Source organism: Streptomyces sp. SCPE 10 (assembly GCF_051980735.1).
Classification (GTDB): Bacteria; Actinomycetota; Actinomycetes; order Streptomycetales; family Streptomycetaceae; genus Streptomyces; species Streptomyces misionensis.
Genome location: NZ_CP197069.1, coordinates 2,673,112 through 2,685,060, shown reverse-complemented (window position 1 = coordinate 2,685,060; position 11,949 = coordinate 2,673,112). Strand labels below are relative to the sequence as shown.

Here is an 11,949-nt window from a genome sequence, read left to right as displayed (position 1 = left end):
CCCATCGAGGAGCCCCGCACCATGGCCAACCGCCAGCAGCCCAGTTCCATGCCGGTCCACAAGTACGGCCGCTACGACCAGGTGGACATCCCGGACCGCACCTGGCCGGACCAGCGGATCACCGTCGCCCCCCGCTGGCTCTCCACCGACCTGCGCGACGGCAACCAGGCCCTGATCGACCCCATGTCGCCCGAGCGCAAGCGCCGGATGTTCGACCAGCTGGTCAAGATGGGCTACAAGGAGATCGAGGTCGGCTTCCCCGCCTCCGGCCAGACCGACTTCGACTTCGTGCGCTCGATCATCGAGGAAGAGGGCGCGATCCCCGAGGACGTGACGATCTCCGTACTGACCCAGGCCCGCGAGGACCTGATCGAGCGGACCGTGGAGTCCCTGAAGGGCGCGCGGCGCGCCACCGTCCACCTGTACAACGCCACCGCCCCGGTCTTCCGCCGGGTCGTCTTCCGCGGCTCCAAGGACGACATCAAGCAGATCGCCGTCGACGGCACCCGCCTGGTGATGGAGTACGCCGAGAAACTGCTGGGCCCCGAGACCGAGTTCGGCTACCAGTACTCGCCGGAGATCTTCACCGACACCGAGCTGGACTTCGCGCTGGAGGTCTGCGAGGCGGTCATGGACGTCTACCAGCCCGGTCCGGGCCGCGAGATCATCCTCAACCTGCCCGCCACGGTGGAGCGTTCGACCCCGTCCACGCACGCGGACCGCTTCGAGTGGATGCACCGCAACCTGTCCCGCCGCGAGTACGTCTGCCTGTCCGTGCACCCGCACAACGACCGCGGCACGGCGGTGGCGGCGGCCGAGCTGGCGCTGATGGCCGGCGCCGACCGCGTCGAGGGCTGCCTGTTCGGCCAGGGCGAGCGCACCGGCAACGTCGACCTGGTCACCCTGGGCATGAACCTGTTCTCCCAGGGCGTCGACCCGCAGATCGACTTCTCCGACATCGACGAGATCCGTCGTACGTGGGAGTACTGCAACCAGATGGAGGTCCACCCGCGCCACCCGTACGTGGGCGACCTGGTCTACACGTCCTTCTCCGGCTCCCACCAGGACGCCATCAAGAAGGGCTTCGACGCCATGGAGGCCGACGCCAGGGCCAAGGGCGTCACGGTGGACGACCTGGAGTGGGCGGTGCCGTACCTGCCCATCGACCCGAAGGACGTCGGCCGTTCCTACGAGGCGGTCATCCGCGTCAACTCGCAGTCCGGCAAGGGCGGTATCTCCTACGTCCTGAAGAACGACCACAAGCTGGACCTGCCGCGCCGGATGCAGATCGAGTTCTCGAAGATCATCCAGGCGAAGACGGACGCCGAGGGCGGCGAGATCACCCCGAAGGAGATCTGGTCGGTCTTCCAGGACGAGTACCTGCCCAACCCGGAGAACCCCTGGGGCCGCATCCAGGTCAGGACGGGCCAGTCGACCACCGACAACGACGGCGTGGACACGCTCACCGTCGATGCCACCGTGGACTGCGAGGACCGCGTGCTGACCGGTTCCGGCAACGGTCCGATCTCGGCCTTCTTCGACGCCCTGCACACCATCGGCGTCGACGTACGCCTGCTGGACTACCAGGAGCACACGATGAGCGAGGGCGCCTCCGCGCAGGCCGCCTCCTACATCGAGTGCGCGATCGACGGCCAGGTCCTGTGGGGCATCGGCATCGACGCGAACACGACGCGTGCCTCACTGAAGGCGGTCGTCTCGGCCGTCAACCGAGCCGCCCGCTGACCCACTCCCACCGGCGGTTTCCCGGCCCCGGTCGCCTCGCACGGCGGCCGGGGCTCGTCGTTTCTCGGCCACGGGGCCGGACAGGTCACGGATTGGTCTCGTACGAGGTACTGACTCCGCCGCGCGATGTGGCTAACATCACGCCAGCGCGGCGATGGTGCCGTGCTCTAGGGAGGTGCGACGTGCTGCCAGTACGGGGACGAGACGGCCGTGACACCAGGGCTCTGCGCGTCCTGGGCACCCGCACCGCATGGACTCCCGTGGGCGACGGCGAGTTCTACTGCCCGGGCTGCGGGGGCGACCGCAACTACCAGCGGCTCACCGGGCGCCGCAGGCTCACCGTGTTCGGGGTGCCCGTGCTGCCGCGCGGCACGACCGGGCCCGTCGTGGAGTGCGCCGACTGCGGCCACCACTACGGCCCCGAGGTCCTCGACCACCCCACCACCCGCCGCTTCTCCGCGATGCTCCGCGACGGCGTGCACACCGTGGCCCTCGCGGTCCTCGCCGCGGGCGGCACCGGTTCCCGGGCGCCCCTGGAGACGGCCTGCGCCGCGGTCCGCGCGGGCGGTGTCGACGACTGCACCGAGGAGCAGCTCGCCGCCCTGGTCGACGCCCTGGCCGCCGACACCGGCCGGGTGCTGGGCGAGCCCTGCGGCGCCAGCCTGACCATAGAGCTGCACGAGGCGCTGGACCCGCTCGCCCCGCACCTGGCCCCGGCCGGGCGCGAGGCCCTGCTCCTCCAGGGCGCCCACATCGCCCTCGCCGACGGCCCCTACACCCCCGCCGAGCGCGACGCCCTCACCACGGTCGGCGCGGCCCTGACCCTCCCGGCCGAGGACGTCACCCGGCTGCTGGCGGCCGCCCGGACACCCTCCTGAGTCCCGGACCACCGGATCATTAGCTCGAAAGGAGTAAGGCGAGCCCGTCCCGGCCGGGCAGCATCACGGCGTGACACTGCCGCGCCGCGCCCTCCTCACCGGCCTTCCGCTCCTCGCCGCCCCCGTGATCCCGGAACCCGCCCGCGCCACGCCCCGTGAGCCGGTCGCGCGCCGCGCCTCCTCGCGGCCCTACGTCTCGGGCCGGGGAGGCTACGCCGCCTACCGCATCCCCGCGCTGGTGAGCACCCGGCGCGGCACGGTCCTCGCCTTCGCCGAGGGCAGGCGCGACGGCTCCGGCGACAGCGGGGACATCGACGTCGTGCTGCGCCGCTCCACCGACGGCGGCCGCACCTGGGGCCCGCTCGCCGTGGTGGCCGCGGGGAACGGGAACACCCGGGGCAACCCGGCGCCCGTCGTGGACCCGCGCACCGGCGACATCGTCCTGGTGACCTGTGGAAACGCGGGGGACGTCACCGAGGCGCAGATCATGCGCGGCGAGGTCACGGCGGCCCGGGGCCGCCGGGTGTACGTGCAGCGCAGCACGGACGACGGCCGCACCTTCACCCCGCCGCGGGACATCACGGACGCGGTGAAGCGGCCCGGCTGGCGCTGGTACGCGACCGGACCGGGCCACGCCGTCGCCCTCACCCGGGGCCCGCACTCCCCCGCGGGGGGTGCCCCCGGCCGCCTCCTGGTCCCGGCCAACCACTCCACCGCGCCGGCCCGGGGCTCGAAGGACACCGGCAGGGAGGCCCGGCACTACGCCGGTCACGCCCTCTACAGCGACGACGGCGGCATCACCTGGCACCTCGGCTACCAGGCCACCGGCCCCGCCGGGACCGTCAACGTGAACGAGACCAGCGCCACCCAACTGCCTGACGGGCGCGTGTACTTCAGCGCCCGCGACCAGAACGGCGGCGCTCCAGGCAACCGCCTCGACAGCTACTCCTCGGACGGCGGCGCCACCCTCGACCGCCCCTATGCCCCCCAGCCCACCCTGAACGACGTGCCCGTGGTCCAGGGCAGCGTGCTCCAGCTCCGGGAGGACGGCGCCCCGCTGCTGTTCTCCGGGCCCTGCGTGCCGACCGAGCGGCGTGCCATGGCGCTGTGGTCCAGCGCCGACGCCGGCCGCACCTTCACCCGCCTGGCCACCCTGTCCGACGGCCCGGCGGCCTACTCCGACCTGGTCCAGCTCGGTCCCGGCACGGTCGGCGTCCTGTACGAGACGGGTCCCTACGACGCCCTGGAGTTCCACCGGGTGACCGGGATCGGCGGTCACCCTCCCGCCGGCCGGTGAGTCCCCGGCGCGGGCCGCAGCGAGGGCAGGGTCAGCTGCCACCAGTCGGTGAGCCGGTCGGTGACGGTGGCCGCGCCCTCCAGCGCCTCGGTGAGCGAGCACAGGCCGAAGAAGGCGCGCACCAGGGCCCGCGCGGTGGGGGCGGGCCGGACGTGCGGGGCCACCTGGCCGGCCAGCCGGGCCTCGGCGAGCAGCCGGGTGGCGGCGGCGGTCCAGAGCGCGAACGGGTCGGGCAGCGGGGCGTCGATGGTGGCGCGCTCGGCCCACAGTCGGGCGCCCGCGCGCGTCACCGGGTCCTCGGCGAGGGCGCGGGCGATGTCGTAGCTGAGGCCGACGAGGCGTTCCACCGGCGGCACCGCCCGGTCCGCGTACGCCGTGGTGAGCTGGGACCAGGTGGCGAACCGGTCCCGGACGACGGCGAGCGCGATGCCCTCCTTGCTGGCGTAGTGGAAGTAGACGGCGCCGCTGGTCCGGCCCGACCGTGCGCTTATGTCGTTGACGCTGGTCCCCGCGTAGCCCTGTTCCGCGAAGAGCTGGGCCGCCGCCTCCAGGAGTGATCTGCGGGTTGCCTTGGCCCGTTTCTGCACCGTTTCCCGCCCGCCCTCGCTCGGCTCTTCTGACTTGCCACGAATGTAATGCGCCCGCGTACGCCCGGAGCAAACAGGAACCACCCTCGGGCGGTAATTACGTATTTCTTTCGAAGACCAACGCGGTCGAGTGGTAAGGGCCGCGCCCCACGGCGGCGTCGCATGTCTCCCGCATATGCGTCAACTGCCATGCGAACAAGTCGATTTGGCGACACGGAAGGTGCGGGCGGCCATGCCGCCATACACCCGAAAGCCGCCGCCGTCGAGTCGCTCTATGGGGTTATTGCCTGATTTGCCACCGTGAAAATAACGTAGTCATCGCTATCTTTCCGCTTCCTGCGGACAGCCGGGAATGTCGCACATCCCTTTCAAGCGAGGTGCATAGGAGGCCACTGTGACCACCACGGCCCAACTGCTCGACTGGTCGCCACGAGCCGTCGTCTTCGACTGCGACGGCACTCTGATGGACAGCGAACGCCATTGGCAGGAAGCCCGGAACCTGGCCTTCCGGGAATTCGGGCTCCAGCCACCACCGGGCTTCGCGGAACAGGCCAAGGGAGTGCACTACGCGGACTGCGGCCGGCTGATGGCCGAGTCGGTGCACAAGCCCGAGCTGACGGACGGCCTGACGGCGGCCCTCCTGGACCACTTCCTGGAGCTGGTCACCGACGACCCGGTGACCATGCCGGGCGCCGCCCACCTGGTCCGGCTGCTGGCCGGCCGGATGCCGCTGGCCGTGGCCAGCAACTGCCCGATGGTGGTGGTGGAGGGCAGCCTGGAGCGGGCCGGGCTGCGCGGGTACTTCCAGCACATCGTCGTCCCGGACTCGGGGGACGCCGAGGTGCGCCCCAAACCCTGGCCGGACGTCTACGCCCTCGCGGCCCGCCTGTGCGGTGTCCCGCCGGAGGAGGCGCTGGCCGTCGAGGACTCCCTGACCGGCGTGGAGTCGGCCCGCACCGCCGGACTGCGGGTGCTCGGGGTCGGCCCCCGCCCGCCCGGCGACGGCGCCGAGCGGGCCGACCTGTGGCTGCCCTCGCTGCACACGCCCGAGCTGCTGACCTGGGCCGAGGCGAACTGAGGCGGGGTCACAACAGCCCGGCGCAGGCGAGGAACTTGGCGACCTTCTCCGTCTCCTCGCCGGACAGCGGCACCTGCGGCTCGGCCGTGACCGGACAGTCGATCACGCCCCGCAGGTGCAGGGCCGCCTTGAAGGCGCCGAGCGCCGAGGAACCGCCGCCCATCCGCGCCGGATCGCCGACCGCCGTCAGCCCGAACAGCGCGCACAGCCGCTCCTGTTCGGCCCGCGCCCCCGCCCAGTCGCCCGCCCGGCACTGCCGGTACATCCGCACGTACCCGTGCGGGTCGACGTTGGCGAGCCCCGGCACCGCCCCGTCCGCGCCCAGTGCCAGCGCGGCGTCGGCGATCAGCTCCGAGCCGGTCAGCACGCCGAAGCCGGGGTGGGCGCGGGCGCCGGTGACCAGCTCCCGGAAGGCCGCCAGGTCCCCGCTGGAGTCCTTGATCCCGGCCAGCACCCCGTCCCCGGCGAGGCCGAGGACCAGCTCGGCCGGGAGCTTGGTGTGCACGGCGACCGGGATGTCGTAGGCGATCACCGGCACCGGGCTCAGGGCCGCGATCCGGCGGTAGTGGTGCACGATCTCCGAGGGGTGGGTGCGGGTGTAGAACGGCGCGGTGACCACCACCGCCTCGGCCCCGGCCGCCGTCACCGCCCGCACGTGGTCGAGGACCCGGGGGGTGGTCATGTCGATGGCCCCGGCCAGCACCGGCAGCTGTCCGCCCAGGTGCCCGGCGACCGTCTCCACCACCCGCCGCCGCTGCGCGTCCGTGAGGAAGGCCGCCTCCGACGTCGAGCCGAGCACGAACAGCCCGTGCACGCCCGCTCCCACCAGATGGTCCACCAGCCGGAGCAGCGAGGGCACGTCCACCTCCCGTTCGGGCGTCAGCGGCGTGCAGACGGGCGGGACGACTCCGGTGAGCGGCGCGGGGAAGGTCATCGACGGCTCCTGCGGGCTGGGTCGGGGATCGAGGGGGCCTCCTCCCAGGATGGTGACAGCGCGAGCGGTGTGCCAGGCGCGACGCGGCCGGGCGCACCGGGCGGGTCCGTCCACCACTCCCTCTCCCGCCCCCTGGCCAACGCGCGTAGAAGCGAGCATCATTGGCAGGCGCCAACGCGCGACCCCGCACCGTTTCGTTCGTCGTTTTGTCATGCACGCGTCATAGATCGCGGTGTCCGTGATCTCCCCGTCGACGAAGGGACACAGCAATGGCTTGCGGATCCACCAGTCTTTGGGCAGGCGAGACCTCCTGGTTCTGCTGCGGCAGTTCCTGGGGCCCCTGCGGCAGCACCGGAACCGGTGCCTGCGGTACCTGCCAGTCCGGCAAGAACATGGCCGCCTGGCCCAACCTCTCGGCGGCCTGCTGGAGCGTCACCAACCCGGCGGCCTGCGGCGAGAACATGCCCAGACGCGGCTGCGGCTCCGTCGTCAACGTCAAGCACCAGTGCTCCGGCGCCACGGTCTGCGTCACCCTCGCCGACTGCGGCCCCAACACGCAGATGTGGTGCAGCGAGCAGACCTGCTGCAACGGCGCCTGCCGCACCCACCGGGTCATCGACCTGACGCCCGCCGCGTACTCCGCCATCGGCAGCCTCAGCTCCGGGCTGCTTCCCGTCTACATCTACGAGTGAGGAGGAACCCCGTCATGAGCGAACGCCACGGACTCGACCGGCGCCGTCTGCTGACCAGCGCGGCGCTCGGCGGTGCCACCATCGTGGGCGCCTCCGCGCTCGGCGGCCTGGACGCGGACGCCGCCTTCGCCGCGCCCATGCCCTCCCTCGACCCGGCGGTCTCCGCGTCGGTGTTCGTCGACGGCCGCGTCGCCCAGATCAGACGCGGCGTCCTCGACGTCGTCGAGGCGGACGGCACGCACAAGCTGATCCAGCTCACCAACGCCACCAGCATCTGGAAGCTGGAGACCGTCACCGCCGAGGCCATCGAGGCAGGCGACGGCCTGTACGCGCGCGGTGTGGAGATGCCCGACGGCAGCGTGGCCGCCGACGCGGTGTGGGTGAACATCGTCAACCTCTACGTCACCATCCGCGGCATCGAACGCTCCCGGCTGCACCTGAGCCATGGCCGCAACGCCCTGGTCGGCAACATCGTGGAGAAGAGGACCACCGCCTCCTTCCGCGGTGGCGCCCTCACCTCCAACCTCTCCCAGCTGCGGATCGGGCACCACGCCCAGGTGCTGGGCGCCTGGCGGCCCGCCGACGACAGCGTGGACATCGCCCGTATCAGCGTCGGGCACTGAGACAGGGGGACACGGAAGTGAGCGCATCGCTCGCCATGAGTCTCGCCCCGCTGCTGCTCGGCGTCCTGCTCGCCGGCACCGGCGCGGCCAAGGCGTTCGGCCGGCAGGTGGCGGCGCAGGCGGCCGGCACCGTCCTGGTCCGCGTCCTGAACGACGGCCGCCGCGCCACGCTCGTCCTGCGGGCCACCGGCGTGCTCGAACTGGTCGTCGCCGCAGGCCTGTTGGCGGCGCCGGCCACTCCGGCGCCGGGCGTCGCCGCCCTGGTCCTGGGCGTCGGCTTCCTCGGATACCTCGGCTACGCCCGGGTCACCGCCCCGCGGTCGTCCTGCGGGTGCACCGCCCGCGGCAACGGCCCGATCACCTGGCGGGCCTTCGTCCGCGCGGGGCTGGTCGCGGCGGGCGGCGCTGCGGCGGTCGGAGCCCGGACCGCCTGGTGGAGCCAGGTGGTCCGCGATCCGGTGGCGTCGGTGCTCTTCCTCGCCGCCGTCACCGCCGTCCTGGTCGCGGTCTCCAGCGACCTCGACCACCTGTGGCTGGTCCCGCTGCGCCGGACACGGCTGAAGGTCTTCGGGCACCCGCTCGTCCCGGGCCGGGACGACGAGGTGCCGGTGGCCGCCTCCGTCGAACTGCTGGAGCGCTCGCTGGCCTGGGTGGCCGCCGCCCCCGTCGTCCGCTCCGGGCTGATCGACCACTGGGAGTCCGACGGCTGGCGCTTCCTCCAGTACGCGGGCGTCCACGACCCGGAGGGCGCCGCGCGTCCGGTCACCGTGCTGTTCGCGGTGGACCCGCGGCAGACCAGGGACACCACCGACAACCCGGCGATCCGCGTCACCCTGATCGACGACCGGACCGACGAACCGCTGGCGGCCGACCTGCTCGGCGCCCTGCCCACGGGCTGAACCGCGGCGCGCCGTCCGCACGGGCCGCCCGCTTCCGACGCCGGGAGCGGGCGGCCCCCGTGGGTCAGTGGGGCAGACCGATGTACTGGCCCATGGCCGTCGCCGCGTGCGTGAAGAAGGCGGCCGGGTCCGCGGCCACGCCCGCGATGTGGCCGTTGACCTCGAAGCCGACCATGCCGTGCAGCTGGGTCCAGATGACCAGCATGCGGGTGATGACGGGGGTGGGCAGGCCGCTCAGCATGCCCTGGGACAGCGGCTCGATCGTGCGGGCCATGCCCTCGGACAGCTCCGGCATGGGGACGTGGTCCACCGCGAGCGTTCCGGCCGCGAGCGCCTCGCGCACCAGGCCGAGCAGGACGAGTACGGTCCGGGCGCCCGCGACCATCGTCTCCGGCGGGGCGTCGTAGCCGGGCACGGGCCGGCCCCAGATCAGCACGTACTCCTCCGGGTGGGCGAGCGCCCACTCGCGGACGCCCTCGCACGTGGCGACCCAGCGGCCCAGCAGGTCGGCGCCCGCCTTCTCCGCGTCGGCCGCGGCCCGCTCCGCGCTGTCGCCCATGGCGTTGTAGGCGGCCAGGACGAGATCGGTCAGCAGGCTGTCCCGGTCGGGGAAGCGTTCCGCTATCGACGCCGGGTCGAGCCCGGCGTCCCGGGCCAGTCCGCTCGGGTCGAGGTCGACCTGGTGACGAGCCGCCAGGCGACGGCCCGCCTCGGCCTTCAGGAGGTCGTGAGCATCGGAAGTCGTCATGATCCCGACCCTGCCAGAGGTCTTCGGGCGCGTCGATTACGTCCGGGGTAATGCGGCGCGAATGCGCCTAGTTCTGGCCGGTGACGGAACCGACGAACCGCGCCCACGCGACCGGCCCGATCAGCAGCACCGGCCCGGCGGCCAGCTTGCTGTCGCGGACGGGGACGACGCCGGGGACTCCGTCGGCGACCTCGACGCAATCTTCGCTGGCGTCGCCGGTGCTGTAGGTGCTCTTGCGCCAACGTGCTTTGGTCAGCTCGTACTCACGCATCGTCTGTGGTCCTCCGCCGCCGACTCGATCAGGGCCAGGGACGCCTCCGGCGACAGCGCGGCGGCCCTGATGTGATCGTAAGACGCCCAGGTCCGCCTAACCAGCGTCGGATCGTCCAGGAGACTTCCCGAAGCCACGCCTTCTGTATAGATAGTTGGCGGGGCGTCCTCGAAGTTCATCAGCTTCATCATCTTGCCCATGCGGGGGTGCGCACCAGCCGCGAAGGGCAGCACCTGCATCACCACCTTGCGCTCCCGCATCAGGGACGCGATGTACTCCAGCTGGTGTGCCATGATCGCCGGGCCGCCGACTGGGATGCGCAGGGCCGTTTCGTGGAGTACCGCCCAATACTTGGGGCGTGTAGCGTCCTTCAGGAGTCGCGTCCGGTCCATTCGTACCCTGACCAGATCCTCGATGTACTCGTCGGTGGCGAACGGATTGCCCGCCAGGAACACGGCTCGTGCGTACTCGGGGGTCTGGAGGAGTCCCGGGATCACCGTCGGCGCGTACTCGTAGATTTCCGTCGCGAGTCGCTCCAGCTCAACCACGTGCGCGAAGTAAGCCGCGTACGGCTGCTCCTTGATGAGCTTCTTCCACAACCGTTCGAAAAAGCCGTCGGTTTGTAGGATCTCGTCGATCCGCTGTGCCACATCCAGCTGCGGTTTCCTGATCGCCTGCTCGAACTGGCCGATGTAGCCGCCGGAAACGAATACCCGCGCTCCCAGCTCCGCCTGGGTGAGCGCCGCGTTCTCCCGCCGACGTTTCAGTTCCGCTCCGAAGAACTCCCACGCCGCCTGCCGTGAACCGTTGGCCATGGCCAATCCCCTTTGACTGACTCGTACTTGTAGGGCCCGGATGGTCGCCGAGTGTAGAGCCGGAGCGTCACCATGGATGTGCGAAGCGTGAAATCCGAAAGGAAAGGGAAGCGTGGAATGGCCAAGCACTCGGTGATCTGTGTCGAAGAGGCGGAGGACGTGGTGCAGGAATTGCGGGGCGCGCTGGCGAGTGCCGGGATCGTGTTGCCGTCACTCGGACTCGACCCGGTGATGCTCGCCCGGGAGTCGCCCTGCCCGCTGGTGGAACTGGGACGGTGCTCCGTGGACGTCGCGCGCCGGCTCGCCGTCGTGGTCGCGGGGGTGGCGGGGTGAGGCTGCCGCCGGTCGGGAGCCACGCCGTCGACACCGGTTCCGGACGGGTGGGGATCGTGATGGCGTACGAGGGAGCCGGCGTGTGGCTGCGGCCCTACGGCGGCGGACGGGAGTGGGAGGCCGAGGTGGGCGCCGTGCGGGCGGCCAGCCCCGCCGAGCGGATCCGGGCGGAGACGGCGTACGTCAACGCCCGCAGCCGGGGCGAGGTGCCCTGACCCCTCGCCGTACGGGCGCCCGGCGCCGCCGCCACCGGCGGCCGGGCGCCCGCGCCCCATGGGGGAGAATGGCGGCATGAGTCTGTTCCGCGACGACGGCATCGTGCTGCGCACCCAGAAGCTGGGCGAGGCGGACCGGATCATCACCCTGCTCACGCGGGGTCACGGGCGGGTACGGGCCGTGGCGCGGGGCGTGCGGCGCACGAAGTCGAAGTTCGGGGCCCGGCTGGAGCCCTTCTCCCACGTGGACGTGCAGTTCTTCGCGCGGGGCAGCGAGCTGGTCGGACGCGGGCTGCCGCTGTGCACGCAGAGTGAGACCATCGCCCCCTACGGTGGCGGGATCGTCGCCGACTACGCGCGCTACACCGCCGGTACGGCCATGCTGGAGACCGCCGAGCGGTTCACCGACCACGAGGGGGAGCCGGCCGTACAGCAGTACCTGCTGCTGGTCGGCGCGCTGCGGACGCTGGCCCGGGGCGAGCACGCCCCGCACCTCGTGCTCGACGCCTTCCTGCTGCGCTCGCTCGCCGTCAACGGGTACGCGCCGAGCTTCGGCGACTGCGCCAAGTGCGGCATGCCCGGTCCGAACCGGTTCTTCTCGGTCGCCTCCGGCGGCTCCGTGTGTGCCGACTGCCGGGTGCCCGGGAGCGTCGTACCCTCGCCGGGGACCCTGGTCCTGCTGGGCGCGCTGCTTACGGGAGACTGGGAGACGGCCGACGCCGCCGAGGCGCGGTACGTCCGCGAGGGCAGCGGACTCGTCTCCGCGTACCTGCACTGGCACCTGGAGCGCGGACTACGGTCGCTGCGGTACGTGGAAAAGTCCTGAAAGTCGTCGA

15 protein-coding genes are annotated in these 11,949 nt (G+C 71.9%); 10 read left to right on the top strand and 5 right to left on the bottom strand.

Features of this window, described 5'->3' with window-relative positions; translation table 11 throughout:
* Positions 1 to 21 precede the first annotated feature (21 nt).
* The 3 genes from leuA to ACSP97_RS12595 all read left to right on the top strand — a co-directional run bounded on the left by leuA (position 22) and on the right by ACSP97_RS12595 (position 3,918).
* A complete protein-coding gene (gene leuA / locus ACSP97_RS12605) occupies positions 22 to 1,743 on the top strand; it encodes a 2-isopropylmalate synthase (RefSeq protein WP_440557527.1) in 1,722 nt (573 codons plus the stop codon).
* Positions 1,744 to 1,925: 182 nt separating this feature from the next.
* Positions 1,926 to 2,621 (top strand): TerB family tellurite resistance protein, encoded by a 696-nt coding sequence (locus tag ACSP97_RS12600; RefSeq protein ID WP_355144586.1) that lies wholly within the window; start codon positions 1,926 to 1,928, stop codon positions 2,619 to 2,621.
* A gap of 70 nt (positions 2,622 to 2,691) precedes the next feature.
* On the top strand, positions 2,692 to 3,918 hold the full coding sequence (locus ACSP97_RS12595) for a sialidase family protein (protein WP_440557525.1): 1,227 nt from the start codon (positions 2,692 to 2,694) through the stop codon (positions 3,916 to 3,918).
* On the opposite strand, the gene ACSP97_RS12590 is transcribed toward ACSP97_RS12595, so the two are convergent.
* Positions 3,897 to 4,505 (bottom strand): ScbR family autoregulator-binding transcription factor, encoded by a 609-nt coding sequence (locus ACSP97_RS12590; RefSeq protein ID WP_355144584.1) that lies wholly within the window; start codon positions 4,503 to 4,505, stop codon positions 3,897 to 3,899. The genes ACSP97_RS12595 and ACSP97_RS12590 overlap by 22 nt on opposite strands.
* Positions 4,506 to 4,899: 394 nt before the next feature.
* On the opposite strand from ACSP97_RS12590, the gene ACSP97_RS12585 reads away from it, so the two are divergent.
* A complete protein-coding gene (locus ACSP97_RS12585; protein WP_355144582.1) occupies positions 4,900 to 5,583 on the top strand; it encodes an HAD family hydrolase in 684 nt (227 codons plus the stop codon).
* Positions 5,584 to 5,590: 7 nt separating this feature from the next.
* On the opposite strand, the gene ACSP97_RS12580 is transcribed toward ACSP97_RS12585, so the two are convergent.
* The gene (locus ACSP97_RS12580; RefSeq protein WP_355144580.1) at positions 5,591 to 6,517 is read right to left on the bottom strand and encodes a dihydrodipicolinate synthase family protein; all 927 of its coding nucleotides are present in this window, start codon (positions 6,515 to 6,517) and stop codon (positions 5,591 to 5,593) included.
* Between the two features lie 392 nt (positions 6,518 to 6,909).
* Between ACSP97_RS12580 and ACSP97_RS12575 the strand changes: the two genes are divergently transcribed.
* From ACSP97_RS12575 to ACSP97_RS12565, 3 genes are read left to right on the top strand one after another with little or no spacing between them, the layout of a single operon-like run.
* Entirely contained in the window at positions 6,910 to 7,209 is a 300-nt protein-coding gene (locus ACSP97_RS12575; protein WP_355144578.1) for an RlpA-like double-psi beta-barrel domain-containing protein, read from the top strand.
* Positions 7,210 to 7,223: 14 nt separating this feature from the next.
* Positions 7,224 to 7,832: a cell wall protein gene (locus ACSP97_RS12570; protein WP_358271295.1), complete on the top strand. Its 609-nt coding sequence runs from the start codon at positions 7,224 to 7,226 to the stop codon at positions 7,830 to 7,832.
* A 17-nt stretch (positions 7,833 to 7,849) separates the two neighbouring features.
* Complete coding sequence (locus tag ACSP97_RS12565; RefSeq protein WP_388310557.1) at positions 7,850 to 8,731, top strand: MauE/DoxX family redox-associated membrane protein; 882 nt, start codon at positions 7,850 to 7,852, stop codon at positions 8,729 to 8,731.
* A 64-nt stretch (positions 8,732 to 8,795) separates the two neighbouring features.
* Here ACSP97_RS12565 and ACSP97_RS12560 read toward each other — a convergent pair whose 3' ends face one another.
* From ACSP97_RS12560 to ACSP97_RS12550, 3 genes are all read right to left on the bottom strand, one after another.
* Positions 8,796 to 9,479, bottom strand: a complete 684-nt coding sequence (locus ACSP97_RS12560) for a TetR-like C-terminal domain-containing protein (protein ID WP_355144572.1) — start codon at positions 9,477 to 9,479, stop codon at positions 8,796 to 8,798.
* A gap of 67 nt (positions 9,480 to 9,546) precedes the next feature.
* On the bottom strand, positions 9,547 to 9,750 hold the full coding sequence (locus ACSP97_RS12555) for a DUF397 domain-containing protein (RefSeq protein ID WP_355327290.1): 204 nt from the start codon (positions 9,748 to 9,750) through the stop codon (positions 9,547 to 9,549).
* The gene (locus ACSP97_RS12550) at positions 9,732 to 10,565 is read right to left on the bottom strand and encodes a helix-turn-helix domain-containing protein (protein ID WP_440557521.1); all 834 of its coding nucleotides are present in this window, start codon (positions 10,563 to 10,565) and stop codon (positions 9,732 to 9,734) included. Before ACSP97_RS12550 ends, ACSP97_RS12555 begins: the two co-directional genes overlap by 19 nt.
* A 117-nt stretch (positions 10,566 to 10,682) precedes the next feature.
* On the opposite strand from ACSP97_RS12550, the gene ACSP97_RS12545 reads away from it, so the two are divergent.
* The 3 genes from ACSP97_RS12545 to recO all read left to right on the top strand — a co-directional run bounded on the left by ACSP97_RS12545 (position 10,683) and on the right by recO (position 11,939).
* Positions 10,683 to 10,898, top strand: coding sequence for a hypothetical protein (locus tag ACSP97_RS12545; RefSeq protein ID WP_355144564.1), 216 nt, complete (start codon positions 10,683 to 10,685; stop codon positions 10,896 to 10,898).
* A complete protein-coding gene (locus ACSP97_RS12540) occupies positions 10,895 to 11,113 on the top strand; it encodes a hypothetical protein (protein WP_355145108.1) in 219 nt (72 codons plus the stop codon). Before ACSP97_RS12545 ends, ACSP97_RS12540 begins: the two co-directional genes overlap by 4 nt.
* A gap of 76 nt (positions 11,114 to 11,189) precedes the next feature.
* Positions 11,190 to 11,939, top strand: a complete 750-nt coding sequence (recO, locus tag ACSP97_RS12535; RefSeq protein ID WP_355144562.1) for a DNA repair protein RecO — start codon at positions 11,190 to 11,192, stop codon at positions 11,937 to 11,939.
* Positions 11,940 to 11,949 lie beyond the last annotated feature (10 nt).